This window comes from Pseudoalteromonas ulvae UL12, assembly GCF_014925405.1.
GTDB lineage: Bacteria > Pseudomonadota > Gammaproteobacteria > Enterobacterales > Alteromonadaceae > Pseudoalteromonas > Pseudoalteromonas ulvae.
This window is the reverse complement of record NZ_AQHJ01000022.1, coordinates 167,447-184,845: the sequence shown is the minus strand read 5'-3', so window position 1 is coordinate 184,845 and position 17,399 is coordinate 167,447. Positions and strand designations below refer to the sequence as shown.

The window sequence follows — 17,399 nt, the reverse complement described above, 5'->3', positions numbered from 1 at the left end:
GCCATCCATGGCCAAGCTTCACCTTGCATTTCATCCATGAAATGCATGACTCATCAATTGTTTATTTTTCGGGCGTGATCACGGGGGGGATTTGAAGCAGCGTTATTTGTAGGTTGTTTAGGTAGCTGCGATTTCATGTCGCGACAGGGTGTGTTGAAAATGAGATGTTCAATGCGCTGTTTAATTCGAGGCGAGAGCAAAATAACACTGTTGATGAATATAGTGTTTATGATTTTACCCATATTACCAAAAGACCCTATTGTGAGCATTTCTATATCGTATTTAAAATTGCATCATAAGTAACTGTTTACACGACTAAAATTCGTTGTCATTATTGGAACATTTTAAAAAACTCAAAATGGAGTATTTAAGTAGCTCATGTTGGGGATAGATTAAATTTTTAGTTTTTAATGTGCAATTAAGGAAATCAATAATGTACAAAGTAGTATTAGCTCTGCCATTAGTAATAACTCTTAGTGGTTGTGGTTCGTCAATTCCACTATGTGATGATGGAGAAGTTACAGATTTAGTGAGTGAAATAGTTTTTAGTGATACGAGGGAGCAGTTTTTTCAAAAACAAGGCCGTCATAATGGACTGATTCTCAGAACGAATTATGCCCAATCACTTGAGTATAAGAGCAAAGATGAAATGCTTAATAGAACTATTGATGAAGTTGATGAGTTTATGGATGGTTTTGATTTTGAAATCAGCTCAATTAGAACAAATTCACAAAACGAAGAATCTAAGTCATCTAGTTGCGCAGCAGATCTAGTCTTTTCAAATGGTAATAAGCATGGAATTAAGTATGCAACTCAGTTAACTAGTGAAAGTGAAGTTTATGTTGAGGTATATGGCTTGAGATAAAAATGGCTCATGCTTACAAAGTGGGTCATGTCCATATATGTCTAGTAATTCTTTTCTGGTCACGCGCGTGTGAGTTGGTGCTTCAAAATTGCGGTGTTTAGCTTACATTCTGGTGTAGCACTGGCAACCGTTGTGGACGTTTTCGTTGAAGTGCCAGTGATGTTGTCACTGGTTGCTATTGTAAATACAATAAAACATTGCTTTAACGAATAACGTTTACCGACAAATTTGCGAGGATTATATGCACACACACCCTTATGACACACTCATATTAAACAATGGTGCTTCATTTATTTTTACGCCTTGCCCTGGAACCAAAGAGGTTGCACTTGACTCCTCGGTTAGTCAGTTAAAAGAAGCTGGGGCACAAGCCATTCTTAGCATAATGTATGACGATGAAATGTTGAAGTTAGGCGCGGAGCAATTGCCAACAGTCTGTAAAACATTAGGGATGAAGTGGTTTCAGCTCCCTGTATCTGATGACGATGCGCCTAATAACGATTTTGAAGCCGCTTTTAACAATCATCTTACCGACGTGTTAAGTATTTTAACTAATCAAGGCACGGTCGCGGTTCACTGTAAAGGTGGCTCAGGTCGTACAGGTTTGGTTATCGGTTTATTGATGGCGCAACTTGGTTATGACAAAGCAGATGTTGTCACTCAAGTTCAAAACATTAGGCCCAAAGCGTTAACGCACCCAGTGCAGCTGGCGTATTTTAACAATTTTAAAATGTAGGAACTCAATCCTAGAGTTTAAAAAGAAATAAATGGGGTAGGCGCTGGGGGTTAAGGTTTTGTGCGGCTTTAAAATAGCAAGGTCTTGTATTTTCAACCCCCACTCTAAGTGCCGCCTTTGCCAATATAGTTTTCAATGATTTGTTGGTCGCGTTTCGCTTGTTTAAAAATTGATAACTGTAAATTAAATTTGTCTCTTAATGCTTTATCGTTAAACCCAGCATAAGCACTTACTTCGGGGATCAATGGAAAAGAGCTTATTTCTTTGTATGCATACTGCGTTTTATTGTTGCCTTGCTGTTTCCAAAAAAAATAATAAAAAATATAAAAATCTAGCACCACTACATCATATCGCTCCTTTAATAAAAGCTCAGGGAGTTTAGACATATCATGTAATTCTTGATAGTTAGCTTTTTTTGATAATTGAGCAAACTCCTCGCCAAAATAGCCACTGGCTCCTTGAAATGTCACTATGCTCAGGTTTTCTAAGTCACTTATTTCTTTATAAATAATGTTTTTGTTTTTTAAACTAAATACCGTTGGTTTATAGTTGATCACCGGATCGGAGTAGTAAATGTTTGTGTTATTTGGTTGAAGAAATGTCGGCACAAAGACATCGGCTTTCTTTTCTGAAACCATTAATTTTGCACGTGTTAACGGCACATAAATGATATCTGTGTTGTGGCCAACTTCAGCCAAAACCTGTTTGACAATATCGATATCAATGCCACCATTGTTCTCTTTGATCATATGAGGTGGGCCATCGTCAGTTGCTAAAATTAAGCGATTTGCATGAGAGTTTAGCGGCAGAGACAAGACTAAAACCCAGATAAAAATCAATAAACAATGAGCATTTTTAATCTGTTTCATGAGTGACTAATACCCTTATTATCTGACGGAAAAAGTATAACTTAAATACGTATATTCACTTTTAAATATAGGCGACTGCAGTTCGAAATTGAAAAATTGGTCAATGGTGGGCCATAACAGATATTAAAGATAGATAACGACCAGTAAAAACTAACACTTCACTTTATTAATCATTACTCTAAGATGTATAAATTAGTCAGGTTGAAATCCGGCAATCCGTTTTTTATTTTTATGAAAAATCTATTATCTATCCGTTCCTATAGCACAAAACCAGTTCGTCACTCTCACCAGTTTAATCAATTGGTTTTACCTTTGCGTGGTGTCATCAATATATGTGTTGGTGATTTCAATGGAAAAGTTGCTCCAAGAGAATGTGTTGTCGTTAAAGCCAACGAAGATCACTTGTTTACTGCAAACACCGAAGCTAGATTTGTAGTTGTCGATATGGACAAGCTACCACTCAATGTTTCATCGTCACAATGTATTGTTTTTGCAATTAATTCATCTCTTACCAGTTATTTAACATTTATCGAAAACCAATTAGAAAATAAGGTTAATAGCCAATTAGAACAGGCGATGTTTGAAATGTTTAGTTTATTACTCGCCGAACAGCCTTTATTGCCAAAAGTAGATCGTCGTATTAGTGCAGCAATATCTTTTATAGAACAAAATATTGAAGAGCCACTTCAAATAAAACGCTTAGCTGAATCCGCTTTTTTGAGTGATACACAGTTTAAGAAGCTTTTTAAGCAACAAATAGGGATGACTGTTATGAAGTATGTAACAAAGCTTCGGATGGAAAAAGCCGAAGCTTTACTTACTCATACAGATTACCCTCTCCAAATTATTGGTGAAAAAGTAGGTTATAAAGAACTCTCAGCCTTTAGCAGAAAGTTCTCTCAATACTTTGGTCTGTCACCCACTAAATTCAAAAAGTAAACTTAGTCTGAATTGTTAATAATAGCGTCTGAATTGTTAAATATACCTTGGGTGATTAGCGTAGCATTTCTGTATTGGAGTTATCGTAATCAGGTTTTATGATGGAAAATCATGACAGATCTTTTAAAGGTGTTATCGCTATTATTATTGCTAGTTTCTTGTGGGGAACAACGGGTACGGTAGCAAGCTATTCCCCAGATGTGAGCTCTTTGGCCATTGGTGCATTCTCGATGGGAGTAGGGGGAGTATTACTTGTTATCAGCGCGCGAAAAAGATTATTTTGTGATTGCAAACTCTTGTTCAAGCAACCTATGGTCTTATTATTAGGGGCCGCTTCGGTTGCCATTTACCCATTAGCATTTTATTCCTCAATGCATTTAGCTGGAGTGGCCACTGGCACTGTAGTCTCTATCGCTTCGGCACCTTTTTTTGCCGCAATGCTTGAACGTCTGCTCAGTAAAAAAAACATTTCTCGGCAATGGATTGTGAGCTTTGTGATTGGAGTGATAGGGATTGTACTGTTAGTTTTAGGAAGGGAGCATAGTAATGATATTGGGTACGGTGTTCATCAACAGAGTATTGGGGTTATTCTGGGTGGGATTGCAGGATTAACGTATGCGGGTTATTCATGGGCAGCCAAGCATTTAATGGAAAGTGGTGTTCATTCAAAATCGTCTATGTCGGGGTTGTTTGGTTGTGCGGCAGTTTTGTTACTCCCTTCATTATGGTTTACAGGTGATAATTTATTTTCAAGCTCGACTAATACCTTGGTCTCTTTGTACATGGCGATAGTTCCCATGTTTTTAGGGTATCTTTTATTTGGTTTTGGCTTGAATTTTATTGATGCCAGTAAAGCGACACTAATTACCTTAATCGAACCTTTGGTTGCAACTATTTTGGCTGTTTTCATCATTGGTGAAAGGTTTAAGGTCATTGGGTGGGTTGGTATTGCCTTAGTATCACTTTGTCTGTTGATGCAAACCATCAAGCCTCAAAGCCAACTAAGATTAGCTCTAAAATCAACTTAGTTGTTCAAAATAATGTGAGATGTAGTGGCTCGGTGATTTTAGGCACGACTTTTTCTCGTTTTTTCGACTCTGAGCACAATTTTACCTATGGGAAATTTGTTCGGTTGGAAGCGCTAAGACTATATATTTCGACAGTAATTTTCACCAGTCACAGACTATTGAAGTCAGATGTTATTTAGACAGTAGATCAGATGCTTAATAATGTTCAATCATTGGTGTAGCATTCGATACTTAGGTTTTAAGCGAGTGCTGCTGACTTATGATAGTTCTGAGTTTTTCTAGCCCCTTACCTTTATTGGCTATTTTCCACGCAAGGTAAGCGTGAGTCATTTTTTTATCGCCTTCTGTTGCCAGTGCTTTAATCACTCCTGATGCCAACTCCGTTTGAATTCTGTCTAGAGGTAAAAAACCAACCCCGATGCCCGCTTTAATCGCTTTAATTTTTTGGGCAATGCTCGCGACAAAAAAATGCTCAGAGCGTGCAATTACATTGCTTGACCAAGGCACGGCGTGTTTTGCTGAATCATGCACTATGATCGTTCGATAGTGCTGAATATCCGCTTCAGTAATGGTGCTCTCTAGCTTGGTAAGAGGGTGATCTTTAGGCACGGCCAGTACTTGCTCAATATGCTTAATTGGTATTGCTCTGATCCCTTGATGATTTGGCACTGGGGCTGGCGCACCAATAAGTAAATCAACTTTGTCTTCGATTAACGCTTCCCAACTGCCATTCATCACATGTTCGCTTAAATCAATCTCGATATTTGGATGAGTATCTAAAAATTGTTTGATATTCGCGAGGAGCGGATCTAGCTCAATGATGGTATCGAATGCCACACGAATTTTGGGCTCCCAGCCGTGGGAAATTGTCTGTGTTTGTTCAGCCAATTTATTCACCGCACCGAGCAGCTTTCGGCCTTCATTGAGTAAATGCTTGCCCGCTGGGGTTAACACTGAGCGTCGTCCTTGGCGAACAAATAAAGTGACTGATAATTGCTCCTCTAATTTTTGAACAATATACGATATGGCTGATGGAACTCTATTTAATTCTTCTGCGGCAGCAGCAAAACTACCACGCTGGTTGATTGCGTCTAGCACTTGCAGTGCCTCGATTGTAATAGGGGAGCTATGCATAAGATCAATTGTTCAAAAATTTTGAATATATTAGGCAATAAATTGGGGTTATTCCAGCGAAAAGTATTATTTAAAATGGCTACATCTTCGATAGAGAAGCAATTTTAACTAAATTATTAAGCGAGTAGATGATGAACAATTCAATGATTAAGAACATATTCAAAACAGATAACCACTTTTCTGGCCCAACTTTACGTTTAGTTGCAGGGATTATTTTTTCTGCACATGGCGCGCAAAAACTATTTGCATGGTCTGGTGGTTACGGGTTAGACGGCACAGGGCAATGGATGGAATCAATTGGCTTAGCACCAGGATTTTTGATGGCGCTGCTAGCGGGTAGTGCAGAGTTTTTTGGAGGAATTTTGTTACTGCTTGGTTTACTGACACGACCTGCGGCACTTGCTTTAGCTGGCACTATGGTTGTCGCGATTTTAACTGCCCACATTGGAAACGGCTTATTTATGTCCAATAACGGATACGAATTTGGCTTAGCACTGCTCGCGATGAGTGTGGCACTTGTTATTCAAGGAGGCGGGCGTTTTTCTCTCGATAGTGTGATTGGTCGTAAGTTGTAGTCTGGGTTGTTCGTTATTCAAAATGGCGCTTGAATACTATGAGCGCCAATATTTAGGAGAAAGATCATGGGTTTAATTGTTAATGGTAAGTGGGTTGATAATTGGTACGACACAACAGCCAGCAAAGGCAAATTTGAACGCCAAGAAAGCCGTTTTCGCGCAACGATTTCAAACGAGCCAGATAGTCAGTATCCAGTAGAAGCGGATCGGTATCATTTATATGTGTCTTTAGCGTGTCCTTGGGCACACCGCACCCTAATTTTCAGGCAGCTAAAGCAATTGGAAGGCATTATTTCGGTCAGTGTGGTGCAAGCGCAAATGCTAGAAAATGGCTGGGAGTTTGGTGAGCCTGGTACGCCATATGAAGATAACCTCTACCAACAGCAATATTTATATGAGCTGTACTTAAAATCAGCCAGTGATTATCAAGGCAGAGTAACGGTACCGGTATTGTGGGATAAAAAGACACAAACAATTGTGAATAATGAGTCCAGTGACATCATTCGCATTTTCAATACGGCATTTAATCAATTAACAGGGAACGATTTAGACTTTTATCCAGAACATTTGCGAAGTGATATTGATCAAATAAACGAGCGTATTTATCACACGATTAATAATGGTGTGTACCGCGTGGGGTTTGCGACCAGCCAAGTGGCTTACGAGCAAGCATACGATGAATTATTTGAGAGCTTAGATTGGTTAGAGCAGCACTTATCGGCTAATCGCTATTTGATGGGCGATACGTTAACTGAAGCGGATTGGCGTTTGTTGACGACTTTGCTTCGGTTTGATGCGGTGTATCACGGGCATTTCAAATGTAACCGCAATAAATTGAATGAATTTCATCACATTAGTAATTATGTGCGCGAGTTGTATCAAGTAGAAGGTATCGCCAGCACCGTTGATATTCCATACACCAAGCTGCACTATTATGGGAGTCACAGAACGATTAACCCAACTTTAGTGGTGCCAAAAGGCCCCGAGCAAAACTTTGATCTGCCCCATGATCGAGCATCTATCTAACTGAGCACTGGAGGAGTAAAAAATGATCACGCATTATCCATACGATCAACTGGGCAAGGCTAACTACGGCTGGCTTAAATCGTCACATCACTTTAGTTTTGCAAATTATTACAACCCTGCTCGCATGGGCTTTGGCAGCCTAAGAGTGATTAATGATGATTGGGTTGAACCGCTAAGAGGTTTTGCCGCCCATCCTCATAAGAACATGGAAATCATCAGTTTTATTCGCTCAGGCGCGATTACTCATCAAGACAGTGTCGGTAATGAAGGGATCACTGAGTCAGGCGAAGTACAGGTGATGAGCGCAGGCTCCGGCATTGTGCATTCCGAGTATAATCGGACAAAAGAGCCACTAACGTTTTATCAAATTTGGATTGAGCCGAACAAACTAAACGTTAAACCGCGTTGGCAAAGTAAGTTATTTCCTAAAGCTTTGAGCGAAAGTGCACTACCACTGTTGGTTTCTGGTTTTGAAGAAGATAATGGCCATGCTTTATTTATTCAGCAAGAAGCGCGTATTTACGGTGGGAAGCTAGCAGCTGGCGCTGAAATATCTGTGCCCATACTGCACCAAGCCTATGTACTTTGTACAAGCGGTGACTTTTCAATTAACGATAGTTCAAAAAACGTTGCGATGACAAAAGGGGATGGCGCTGAAGTGACCGAGCTCAAGAGCTTAGTGATCAAGGCAAGAACCGAATCAGAATTGATAGTAATTGATGCACCGTAGCGTTAACAAACAAGAGCGAGATAAAACTGGCAAACTCGCTCTTTGTTGTACACGTTACTGTTAGATAGGAGGTAAAATTATTTTTATCTAAATAAATCATTGTGTTGAATATGCTTCTTCTTTACATTAGTTTTTGCTTCTTTAAGTATCTTATATGGAAATTTCTAATATCATGAAAATAGTATCTCGCTCATTCTTATTGTTTCTTAGCCTTTATTTACCTAATGCGAATGCTGTAGCGTTTCAGGATGCCAACGCTTCTTTAATAAGTAACACCAAGAATGCGGCACCTAATCATTCAGTCTGGAAAACACAAGGTTATGGCTACATATTAGAAGTTATTGACGAAGACATTCGGTTTTATGATGTAACTAAGCACCACTGCTTACTCAATACAATCGAAACGGGAGAATACCCGAGTCGCAATTTGACTGTTATTGGTGACACCGCTGAATTGGACTGGCACACAGTGCATCCAGTAAAACTGATAAAATTAAACAGCTTACCTAAAGTCTGTCAGCAGAGTCGATGGCCTAGCACTCAAACTGAACATAAAGCGTTCTCAGCCCCTGAAACGTTTGACATTTTGTGGGTTACTTTTGCAGAAAATTTTGCATTTAACGATGAGCTTAATTGGAACTGGGATGCCAATTACGCAAAATGGCGAAATAAAATTACAGATGGTATGAGTGAAGCAGCACTAGCTGATGTATTTAGCGAGCTTATAGATAAATTAGGGGATGCTCATGCCTATGTAGAATCAGATGATGACAGTTTTTTTTGCGATGCACAACATAAAATGGGAACAATTTAAAAGCAGAGTTTTAGAGGAAGGGTTTTCACAACAAAATGAGTTTTCATCTTTTCGCGAATTTTATCAAGCACTAAATAACAAGCGTAGCCGTATAATTGCCAGCTATTTTGATGAAAAGTATCCCCCGCAGCAACTCAACCGCAGCTTATTTTGGGCTTCACTTCCTCATGAAATAGGTTACTTAAGTATTGAAGATATGAGCGAATATACAAAAGAAAATACAGTTCAAGCGGATATTGATGAAGTCGATAGGGCGATGCGGCATATTATGCCTATTTTGAGGAACGCCAAAGGACTAGTAATAGATTTAAGGTGGAATAGCGGCGGGTATGATGTTGTATCACAAAGAATATTGTCTTATTTGATTGATAAACCACTGCTGATAGGGAGTAAATCATTCAGAACCGAAAATGGTTTTAGTAAACCAACCAATATTATTGTCCAACCAGCAAACTTTAATCGTTATCTTGCGCCGATTGTAGTGCTTACCAGCGGTATCACCATGAGTGCAGCTGAGTCATTCCTACTTGGCGTTGCAGCAAGAGAGCACGTCACCATTATTGGAGAACCATCAAATGGTGGTTTTAGCGATTCACTCCCTAAACAATTACCTAATGGCTGGTCATTTACGTTATCTAATGAACGTTATACAGACACGAAAGATGAGAGTTATGAATTTCGTGGCTACCCAGTAGATAAATACTTCGAATATTTAAATGCATCTGATTTAAAGGCAAATAAGGACAGTGCGCTCATTGAAGCAATGAATATTTTGCATTAAAGCATTTGTTTGATAAGTTTTTTCATTGTTTTGAGCTGATTGCAACTGCTAGGAAATGAGAGCGCTTTTTTCTAATGATTTAAACTAGTAGAGAAATTACTCGTTTTATCTTTAAACTCACATAGGTCTTCAATAATACAACTGCCGCATTTAGGTTTTCGTGCAGTACATACATAACGGCCGTGCAGAATGAAGCGTGGTGAGCGTCTACTTTAAATTCCTCGGGCACCACTTTTAAACGCTTTTTCTCAACTTCCACCACGTTTTTGCCTATGGCAAATTTTGTGCGGTTGAAACGCGGTTGAAACGCGGTCGATGTGGGTATCGACCGCGATGGTCGACCAGCCAAATATAAGGGTGTGAGATGCGTGATAAGTGAAAAAGCATGCTTCAGTCAGGTGCTATGCCGACAAAGAAACCAGTAACATAGTTTTTTTAGATTTAGTGCGTTTATTTGTCGTAACATTGAAAGGTTTAATGTGTTCATTGATGAGTTTAATTGTCGACAATGTGTGTTCTAATAGGGCTGCTTTAATTTAGGGGAGAGCTATGGGAGCTTATAATTTCTTTGGTACAGTTAATACGCTGTTTATTTTCATAAGTCTATTTGGTGTTTTGTCACAACTTCGCCTTATTTGGCGACGAAAGCAGCAAGTTCCAAATGGCGTAGCAACAGAGTTATTATCGATAAATCAATTCACCGTCAGCTACTTAGCTTACTTTTCATTCTTTATTTATGGTTATTCTATCGAACCTTTTAATCATTATATTGTTTGGCCTCGGTTGGTAGCGACATTGCTAGTGGGAGCAATTTTGTATGAGATTTGGTTGGATAGAAAAACAAAATCATCTTTTTATGTGCTCTTGGGAGCTTTGCTTTTCCTATTTTTTGGCATTGTTGGACTCTTTTTTGGTGAAACATTTTCAGATGAAGGTCGATATGTGTCGACAACTCTCATACTGATAACCTCATTATTAATAGCTCAAGGTTACTATCATCAAATAAAGTTAATCTTGCAGTCCGGGAGTACCGGAGCCGTAGATTTAAAAATGAGTCAGTTTATCTTTATGATGGATATTTCAACTATTGCTTTCGCTTTAACTATGGGCCTTGAAATAGGCTGGCCGTTAATGGTTCTTGCGATAACCAGTGGAATAACAAAAATAGTGATAATGTATTTATTTAGATGGGTACAATTTAATCCTCAGGCTCTAAGTCGCCGAGAGGAATATAACAATAGGCCTAGCTAAAAAAACGGCCGTGCAGAATGAAGCAGTGGTGAGCGTCTCCTTTAAATTCCGCAGGTACTACTTTTTCGAGTTTTTTCTCAACCTCAACTACATTTTTACCCATGGCAAATTTAGTACGGTTTAGATACGCGGTCAATATGCGTGTCTACAGCTATTGTCGGCCAACCGAAGTATAGTGATAGTAGATATTAATAAATATCCGCTAAGCCAAAAGCTGACTATCAGCATTAATGCATTTTTGACAGCAATGAGCCTAAAGCAGTCAAAAATGCTGACAATCTTCACTTCAATTTCAGTCGGCTAGGATACAAAAGCAGATATTCCCCAAAGATATTAATACGAATTGTTTGACTATAAATACTACTAATTAATAGGATGACCTGATTTCATATTGAACAAGGCTGGTACTGTTAATTCTTTGTCATTACAAGTAAACTCGGCCTACATCAATCGATGTACTCACAAATAGATCGAGAGTTGTTAATTACGAAATAAAAGCAGCTTTCTTAGTGAACTTCCTACCTTGTATTTAGTGTATAAAAGGAATTATGAATGAAACAACCTGTTCAGCAATTAATTTTTATTTTGATGCTCATGACATTAGTAGCGTGCGGCGGAGGGTCATCTGACTCTGATGTTATAGAAGAACCAATCAAAGAAAATAATTATTCAGATGAAGACTCTGCGAATTTGCTTTTAGCAGCCTTAGTATTAGTAGAAGGTGTTATTGAAGTAAATGAACTGGTAGAAGCTGAGTTTTTATATGTTTATTTTTCTTCTGAATCAATGGACTCAAGGGTATGTGCAAATAATGGTGAAGTTACGTGGAACAGAGATAATTTAAACTGGCAGAATGGACATGGAGCATTAGAACTACAATTCGAGAATTGCTTAGTCTCTAGCTCATTTATGTTTAACGGTAAGGTTTCTATAAATTATACGTTAAACCAATTTACGGATAATGAAATTAAACCTTTTCTCAAAAAAGGACTAGAAAAGTTCAGTTTAAGCTATAAAACAGATGGACTAGAAGTTTCACCAGAAGATGGTTCAAGTGAACCTGCCGTAGTTAAATTTGATATTGATAATTCAATAGAGCAGTTATGGGATATCGACGATGTTACATACGAACACGGTGTGATTGAAAAAAATAAGGTTGAATCAGGAGATACAGCTAGAACGTTCACCGTCAATAGCTTTTCAGCGTCGTTGCTGTCGGAGAAAGAAGAACTTAGAAGTGTAACTATTTCGCAGAAACACTTAGCTGAAGTCAATTACGCTTCGGACAATCACTATAATCTCGAGGTTGACGGTGATTTTGTCTATGGCGGAGACAATAGCATTTGGAAGCTTAATGCAGGACTAAATAAAAGCAGTAGCGATCATGCTTCAGGTTCTACTACTATAGAGAACGAAACTGATTCAGTTCGAGCAAACTTTACTATGGACGGCTACGCTAACTTCACCTATAACAATGCGAATATAGGAAGTGCATGGTTTCCTGATGTTTTTGATGGTGCAATATGGCGTTCAAGAAACGTTTGGGGTTTATTTCTTGAACAAGTTTATGCTACTAAATTAAAAGTTCTTACCCAATCCATAAATTTAGAACAAATAAACGAGCAAGCTCAAATTGAAATTGAATTTTCGGCCCCTGTGCATAGCCAAGGTGTCCGCGCAGAGGATCTAAGTGGCTATCCTTTTAGGCAGATTGATTCAACAACAAATAATAATAAACTTTCTTTTGACTCAGGATTGTTATTAGAAAATGAAATAATTTATTTTTCTGCTAGTGCGCAAAGCATTTATGCTGGAGAAGGTACTAGCAAGGGATTTGCTGTAGATGTTTTAGAAAGAGGAGAATTTGTTCATATCCCTAAGCCATCCGTTTTCGTACCTGGTAAAAATTTGTTCTTTTATGAAGAAAATAGCTATTGGCAATTTTTTGATATAACTGGAGAGATGGTTTATAAAAAAGAGCATTTGACAAGCATTTATAATGCTTGCGTTGATAGTCAAACAGGAAACTTATTGATTTCTGGAAAAGTTGGAGGGACAGACTCAATATTTATGTTAGATATGAATGGTTATTCTTTGAAGGATCTTGGCTCAAAGCAAGAATCTATTCAGCGCGTCGCATTACGAAGGAGTAATAATTCAAATTATTGTCGCGAAATCGCTTATGGAATTTATACCGAAATGGCGGAGGGGGGGAACCCAACCTCAGACTACTTAGTAAAGTTCAATAATCTCACAAATGAATATGAGCAATATTTATTGCAAACCGAACCTACAGGTTATTCGATTATAGAAAATCCCAAAATAGAAAAATCTGTAATATCTGGAGGATTAAATTTATCGGGGTTGATTATCGGATTGTACTCGAATTTAGGCGGGGAATTGAGTAGGGAGGAGTTCCAATTCTCATTTGATCATTTGGAAGGCTATCACAATCACAATGATAACTCAGTTTTCTTAGAGGTTGATGAGGCAGGCGCTCGTTTGTTTGCCCATAATTTAGTATTAAATCTAGAAAATCTTAATGAAATAATTCACGAATTTTCTGGCACTGAAAATGTTGAGATTGAGAGTATTTTGCGAGTAAGAGAAGACTTAGGGCTAATAGTGACAACAGAAGGTGTATACGACTTAAATAACTATGAAAAGTTAAAGAGTTTGTCATTCCTTAAGCTGAAACCGGAACAAAAAGTATTTGATGTAGAGAAGCAACTTTATATTGCATTGGAAAAAAATATGATTTTTAAGCTAGATTTGACCCCTTACAGTTCAAAGTAAACTTTCGTTTACTTCAAAAGCAAAAAGCTATAGATTTTAACTAAGGTTAAATTTGTAGCTTTATTTTGATGTGCTTTAGTCCGCCTGGCCGGAGAAGCTGACCTTTTATTACTGAATTAAAAGTCTGGAAATCGCTCAAAACTGATCTAGGGCTATTCTATTTTATCTTTAAACTCACATAAATCTTCAATAATACACGAACCACATTTTGGTTTACGGGCGGTGCATACATAACGGCCGTGTAGAATGAGCCAATGGTGTACGTCTACTTTAAATTCTGCAGGTACCACTTTTTCGAGTTTTTTCTCAACCGCAACCACATCTTTACCCATGGCAAATTTAGTGCGGTTTGATACGCGGTCGATGTGGGTGTCGACGGCTATTGTTGGCCAGCCAAAATATAATGAACGTAGACTTTTGCAAGACTGCTTTGAGCGAAAGGCAGACGGTCGCTCTAACACTCTTTTGGACATAAACAATTTAGAGCCGACCAGCGGCTCTGTGCCAGAAGCAGACGAGAAGTATTTATATCTTGCACAGTGCAAGATGTGACCCCGTTGCTCCCATACAATGGCTGACTGAGCAAGATGATTTTGAACCGCTTAGCGAAAAGCCAATACTGGCGTTACCTCACGATTTCTATTGGGCAAAAATCGACAATGATGCACTTTATTTCGTCACGACTGAAAATAACCACGAATCCCTTAATCGAATCTCACTCAATGCTGAGCAAGCGCTCACAAAATTTAAGCTTAACGCTTTTGCCAGTTTCGATGTCAGTAAAGACAGAGTGATGGTTAGTGATTTAGCGAAAAGAGAGGGCGATATTCATCTTACCGTTAGCTTTTAATCTTTCATGCACTTTCATACCAATCCTCAATAATACTTAATCATTTTGAGGGATTAAAGCTGACGCTAGCTACGTTAAAAATTTCTTATTTAGAACAACTAAATAGCAAAATTTTCACCTTGCCTACATGGATGTAGGTACCTCAGCGATAGCAGGACGCGAGAGCGGTGCTATCGACAAGTTTTCCTCGCCTCAAAATAGCTCACTTAATTAAGAGGATTGGTATAAAATTACCTAAATGTGCGACATTTTGTCACACTTAAAATGGAACTTTCTTCTTTATACTTGCCGCAAATAATTGAAGAGGAAAGGGAAATGTTCAAGTTGTCTAAACTTTCTTTAGGTATCCTAGCAATATCAGCGAATGTAATAGCATTTAATAGTGCGGCTGAAGACGCTATTGAGCGAATTAGTATTACGGGTTCTAAAATCCAAAAAATAGATCTTGAATCGGCCAGTCCAATTACAAGCTTATCTGCCGATGATTTAGCTATTACAGGTATTTCAAATTTAGAAGAGGTTTTACAATCACTCACCGTTTCAGCGGGGCCAGCTGGAAATTCTACGAATGCATACTGGACGAGTAACGGCTATGCAACTGCGCAAGTAAATTTAAGAGGTTTGGGCATAAAGCGCACTTTGGTGCTGCTTAATGGGCAAAGGCTTGTCGCTGGTGGAACGGGTGCTAATGATAGCCCAGACCTAAATATGATCCCTATGGGCTTAGTTGAGCGCATTGATATTCTAAAAGACGGTGCTTCTGCAATTTACGGGGCTGATGCAGTCGCTGGTGTTGTCAATATTATTACCAAAAGCGGTGTTGATGGTGCCAAACTGATAGCGAAAATAGGGCAAAGTAGTAAGAAAGATGCTGAGCATGCAGAATTAAACTTTATTATTGGTCATAGTTTTGAAACTGGGAGTGCTGTGTTCAATATCAACTATGTTGATAATGGTCATGCTATGCAATCTCGACGCAATAAATGTCCGTTAAGAGAAAGCGATGATGGTTTAGATTGTATTTACTCGGGCACAACCATAGGTGGGCGAGCTCAATTGGCGGATGGTCAAGAGGTTCAGTTTAATCAGAATGTCGGCTCGAGTGGAAATACTTTTGAACCCTACAACAATAAACTGCATGGCTATAATTGGTTTGAGTCACTCAATTCATACAGCCCGATGCAACGGCTAAACTTATCGACTTTTTTTGAATATAACCTCAATGAAAATCTACAGCTCAACAGTGGCGTTATTGTGGCAAACCGCCGTTCAAGTCAAATTGTCACCCCTCGGGGTTTTAGAGCCGTAAATGTCAGTAAAGATTTCATTTATAACCCAACGGGACAAGACTTAACGCTAAAAAACCGTCGAAATATTGAAGTAGATAATCCCGAATTCTTCCAAGAAACAAATACATTACAGTTAAACTTAGGTGTAACCGGAGAGCTTAAAAATAGTTGGTTATGGCAAGCGCATTATAATTATGGACGAAACACAGGCCGCGATGGTTGGAGTTACGACATGGACGATATGCGCGTTGCAAATTCACTTGATAGCGAGTTATGTAGTATTGATCCGAGTGCCGAGATCCCATGTGGTGATTTTTTTGGTGTGGGGGAGTTATCTCAACAAGTCATTGATTATGTTACTTATCGAAGAGAGGGCACAGGTGGAAATCAACTACAATCAATGAGTGCTGAACTTTCAGGAGATTTAATAAGTCTGCCTTTTGGTGATGTTGCATTTGCTGCAGGTATCATTCAACGTAAAGAAAAAGGGTGGCGAAACCCTGATCCAGTGGTATTGCGTAATCAAGAGGAAGATGCAATTTCGGGTGATTCAGAAGTAAAAGAAGCATTTATTGAATTTTCAGTCCCCTTATTGAGTGATTTGGCTTTTGCACAAGATGTGAAGCTTGATATGGCAACGCGTTATTCTGATTATCGAGACTTTGAGGCTGAGACAACCTATAAGCTCGGACTTACTTGGCGCCTTAATGATAGTTTTATGCTAAGAGGTGTCAGGTCCAGCGCATTCAGAACACCAACCATTACAGAGCAATTTGGTGGTACTAATACTGAAAATTTGTTAACTATCGACCCATGCGCTCAAGCGACTGGCGCAATCTTGATAAATTGTCGCGCTGATGGAGTACCAGATAACTTCGTCCAAGATGGTTCGACAATTCGAACTGGTGTGGGTGGTAACCCTGATGTAGCTCCGGAAAAGGCTCATACATTTACTATGGGCGCGGTTTATCAGTCGGAGAATGTGTCTGCCACAGTAGATTACTTTAATATCGACATTGACGATGCTATCAACTCTGTTGCTGGGACAAATATGCTGCGTTTATGTTATACCGATCCGATAGCGTACCGAGACTTTTGTAATAGCTTTACTCGTGACGATAAAAGTAAGCAGATTATCTCATTAGAAAAGCGACCAATGAATGCAGCGAAAGATCAGACTGCAGGGATTGATTTAAATTTACAAGTTAGAGGTGCATTTTCTGACATAAATTGGCATCTAAACTGGGAAACAACGAGATTACTTAAGCATGAAAATACCGCGTTTGATGGTGCTGAAACAGAAATGTTGCTTGGAAAAATTACCTCAGATCGAGGTAGTTTTGCGAAGTGGAAGTCGCAATTAACAGCAGGTGTAAAAGCAGCCAATTGGCAAGCCGCTTATAGTGTGCAATATATCGGCAAAGCTGATGATGAAAATGGCGGCGGAGAAATTGGCAGAACAGTGGAAAGCGTCATGTACCATGATACTCAGGTTCAATATTTTTGGTCAGATTCGCTTACGCTTGCGCTAGGCATTGATAATATTTTTGACAAAAAAGCGCCATTCTTAACGTCATGGAATGATGCAAACACAGATGTATTTACCTATGACACAGTTGGAAGGCGAGGCTACTTGAAAGTGATATTTGATTTTTAAAGCTAAGGAAGTTAATCGGGGAAAGGCTACTTTCCCCGAAAAGTTTATACCACATCATA

General features: G+C 38.8%; 15 protein-coding genes and 4 pseudogenes. 14 read left to right on the top strand and 5 right to left on the bottom strand.

The window, feature by feature from the left end:
- Positions 1 to 433 precede the first annotated feature (433 nt).
- From PULV_RS03040 to PULV_RS03035, 3 genes and pseudogenes are all read left to right on the top strand, one after another.
- On the top strand, positions 434 to 865 hold the full coding sequence (locus PULV_RS03040; protein WP_193330906.1) for a hypothetical protein: 432 nt from the start codon (positions 434 to 436) through the stop codon (positions 863 to 865).
- Between the two features lie 87 nt (positions 866 to 952).
- A pseudogene (locus PULV_RS21880) lies at positions 953 to 1,078 on the top strand (arsenical-resistance protein); the annotation flags it as partial.
- 28 nt (positions 1,079 to 1,106) lie between these two features.
- Positions 1,107 to 1,601, top strand: a complete 495-nt coding sequence (locus PULV_RS03035; RefSeq protein ID WP_193330905.1) for a phosphatase domain-containing protein — start codon at positions 1,107 to 1,109, stop codon at positions 1,599 to 1,601.
- 104 nt (positions 1,602 to 1,705) lie between these two features.
- On the opposite strand, the gene PULV_RS03030 is transcribed toward PULV_RS03035, so the two are convergent.
- The gene (locus PULV_RS03030; RefSeq protein ID WP_193330904.1) at positions 1,706 to 2,470 is read right to left on the bottom strand and encodes a substrate-binding periplasmic protein; all 765 of its coding nucleotides are present in this window, start codon (positions 2,468 to 2,470) and stop codon (positions 1,706 to 1,708) included.
- 231 nt (positions 2,471 to 2,701) lie between these two features.
- Here PULV_RS03030 and PULV_RS03025 point away from each other — a divergent pair, with 231 nt between their 5' ends.
- Both PULV_RS03025 and PULV_RS03020 read left to right on the top strand, forming a co-directional pair.
- Positions 2,702 to 3,409 (top strand): AraC family transcriptional regulator, encoded by a 708-nt coding sequence (locus tag PULV_RS03025; protein ID WP_193330939.1) that lies wholly within the window; start codon positions 2,702 to 2,704, stop codon positions 3,407 to 3,409.
- 101 nt (positions 3,410 to 3,510) lie between these two features.
- Positions 3,511 to 4,437: a DMT family transporter gene (locus tag PULV_RS03020; RefSeq protein WP_193330938.1), complete on the top strand. Its 927-nt coding sequence runs from the start codon at positions 3,511 to 3,513 to the stop codon at positions 4,435 to 4,437.
- A gap of 231 nt (positions 4,438 to 4,668) precedes the next feature.
- Here PULV_RS03020 and PULV_RS03015 read toward each other — a convergent pair whose 3' ends face one another.
- Positions 4,669 to 5,571 carry a LysR substrate-binding domain-containing protein gene (locus PULV_RS03015; protein WP_193330903.1) on the bottom strand — a complete coding sequence of 301 codons (903 nt, stop codon included), beginning with the start codon at positions 5,569 to 5,571 and terminating at the stop codon, positions 4,669 to 4,671.
- A gap of 131 nt (positions 5,572 to 5,702) precedes the next feature.
- Between PULV_RS03015 and PULV_RS03010 the strand changes: the two genes are divergently transcribed.
- The 5 genes from PULV_RS03010 to PULV_RS02990 all read left to right on the top strand — a co-directional run bounded on the left by PULV_RS03010 (position 5,703) and on the right by PULV_RS02990 (position 9,497).
- On the top strand, positions 5,703 to 6,146 hold the full coding sequence (locus tag PULV_RS03010; RefSeq protein WP_193330937.1) for a DoxX family protein: 444 nt from the start codon (positions 5,703 to 5,705) through the stop codon (positions 6,144 to 6,146).
- A 66-nt stretch (positions 6,147 to 6,212) separates the two neighbouring features.
- On the top strand, positions 6,213 to 7,172 hold the full coding sequence (locus tag PULV_RS03005) for a glutathione S-transferase family protein (RefSeq protein WP_086742976.1): 960 nt from the start codon (positions 6,213 to 6,215) through the stop codon (positions 7,170 to 7,172).
- A 22-nt stretch (positions 7,173 to 7,194) separates the two neighbouring features.
- The gene (locus tag PULV_RS03000) at positions 7,195 to 7,902 is read left to right on the top strand and encodes a pirin family protein (RefSeq protein ID WP_193330902.1); all 708 of its coding nucleotides are present in this window, start codon (positions 7,195 to 7,197) and stop codon (positions 7,900 to 7,902) included.
- 154 nt (positions 7,903 to 8,056) lie between these two features.
- On the top strand, positions 8,057 to 8,716 hold the full coding sequence (locus PULV_RS02995) for a S41 family peptidase (RefSeq protein ID WP_193330901.1): 660 nt from the start codon (positions 8,057 to 8,059) through the stop codon (positions 8,714 to 8,716).
- Positions 8,667 to 9,497: a S41 family peptidase gene (locus PULV_RS02990; RefSeq protein ID WP_193330900.1), complete on the top strand. Its 831-nt coding sequence runs from the start codon at positions 8,667 to 8,669 to the stop codon at positions 9,495 to 9,497. Before PULV_RS02995 ends, PULV_RS02990 begins: the two co-directional genes overlap by 50 nt.
- Before the next feature lie 71 nt (positions 9,498 to 9,568).
- Here the strand turns inward: PULV_RS02990 and PULV_RS02985 are convergent.
- Positions 9,569 to 9,847, bottom strand: a pseudogene (locus tag PULV_RS02985) (hypothetical protein); the annotation flags it as partial.
- 199 nt (positions 9,848 to 10,046) lie between these two features.
- Between PULV_RS02985 and PULV_RS02980 the strand changes: the two are divergent.
- Complete coding sequence (locus PULV_RS02980) at positions 10,047 to 10,748, top strand: hypothetical protein (protein WP_193330899.1); 702 nt, start codon at positions 10,047 to 10,049, stop codon at positions 10,746 to 10,748.
- A 1-nt stretch (position 10,749) separates the two neighbouring features.
- Here PULV_RS02980 and PULV_RS02975 read toward each other — a convergent pair.
- Positions 10,750 to 10,933, bottom strand: a pseudogene (locus tag PULV_RS02975) (endonuclease III); the annotation flags it as partial.
- 367 nt (positions 10,934 to 11,300) lie between these two features.
- Here PULV_RS02975 and PULV_RS02970 point away from each other — a divergent pair.
- Positions 11,301 to 13,544 carry a hypothetical protein gene (locus tag PULV_RS02970; protein ID WP_193330898.1) on the top strand — a complete coding sequence of 748 codons (2,244 nt, stop codon included), beginning with the start codon at positions 11,301 to 11,303 and terminating at the stop codon, positions 13,542 to 13,544.
- A 152-nt stretch (positions 13,545 to 13,696) separates the two neighbouring features.
- On the opposite strand, the pseudogene PULV_RS02965 reads toward PULV_RS02970, so the two are convergent.
- Positions 13,697 to 13,942: pseudogene (locus PULV_RS02965) on the bottom strand (endonuclease III); the annotation flags it as partial.
- 134 nt (positions 13,943 to 14,076) lie between these two features.
- Here PULV_RS02965 and PULV_RS02960 point away from each other — a divergent pair.
- Together PULV_RS02960 and PULV_RS02955 are read left to right on the top strand one after the other, a co-directional pair.
- Entirely contained in the window at positions 14,077 to 14,394 is a 318-nt protein-coding gene (locus tag PULV_RS02960) for a hypothetical protein (RefSeq protein WP_193330897.1), read from the top strand.
- Positions 14,395 to 14,709: 315 nt separating this feature from the next.
- Positions 14,710 to 17,340 carry a TonB-dependent receptor domain-containing protein gene (locus PULV_RS02955; protein ID WP_193330896.1) on the top strand — a complete coding sequence of 877 codons (2,631 nt, stop codon included), beginning with the start codon at positions 14,710 to 14,712 and terminating at the stop codon, positions 17,338 to 17,340.
- Positions 17,341 to 17,399: the final 59 nt, after the last annotated feature.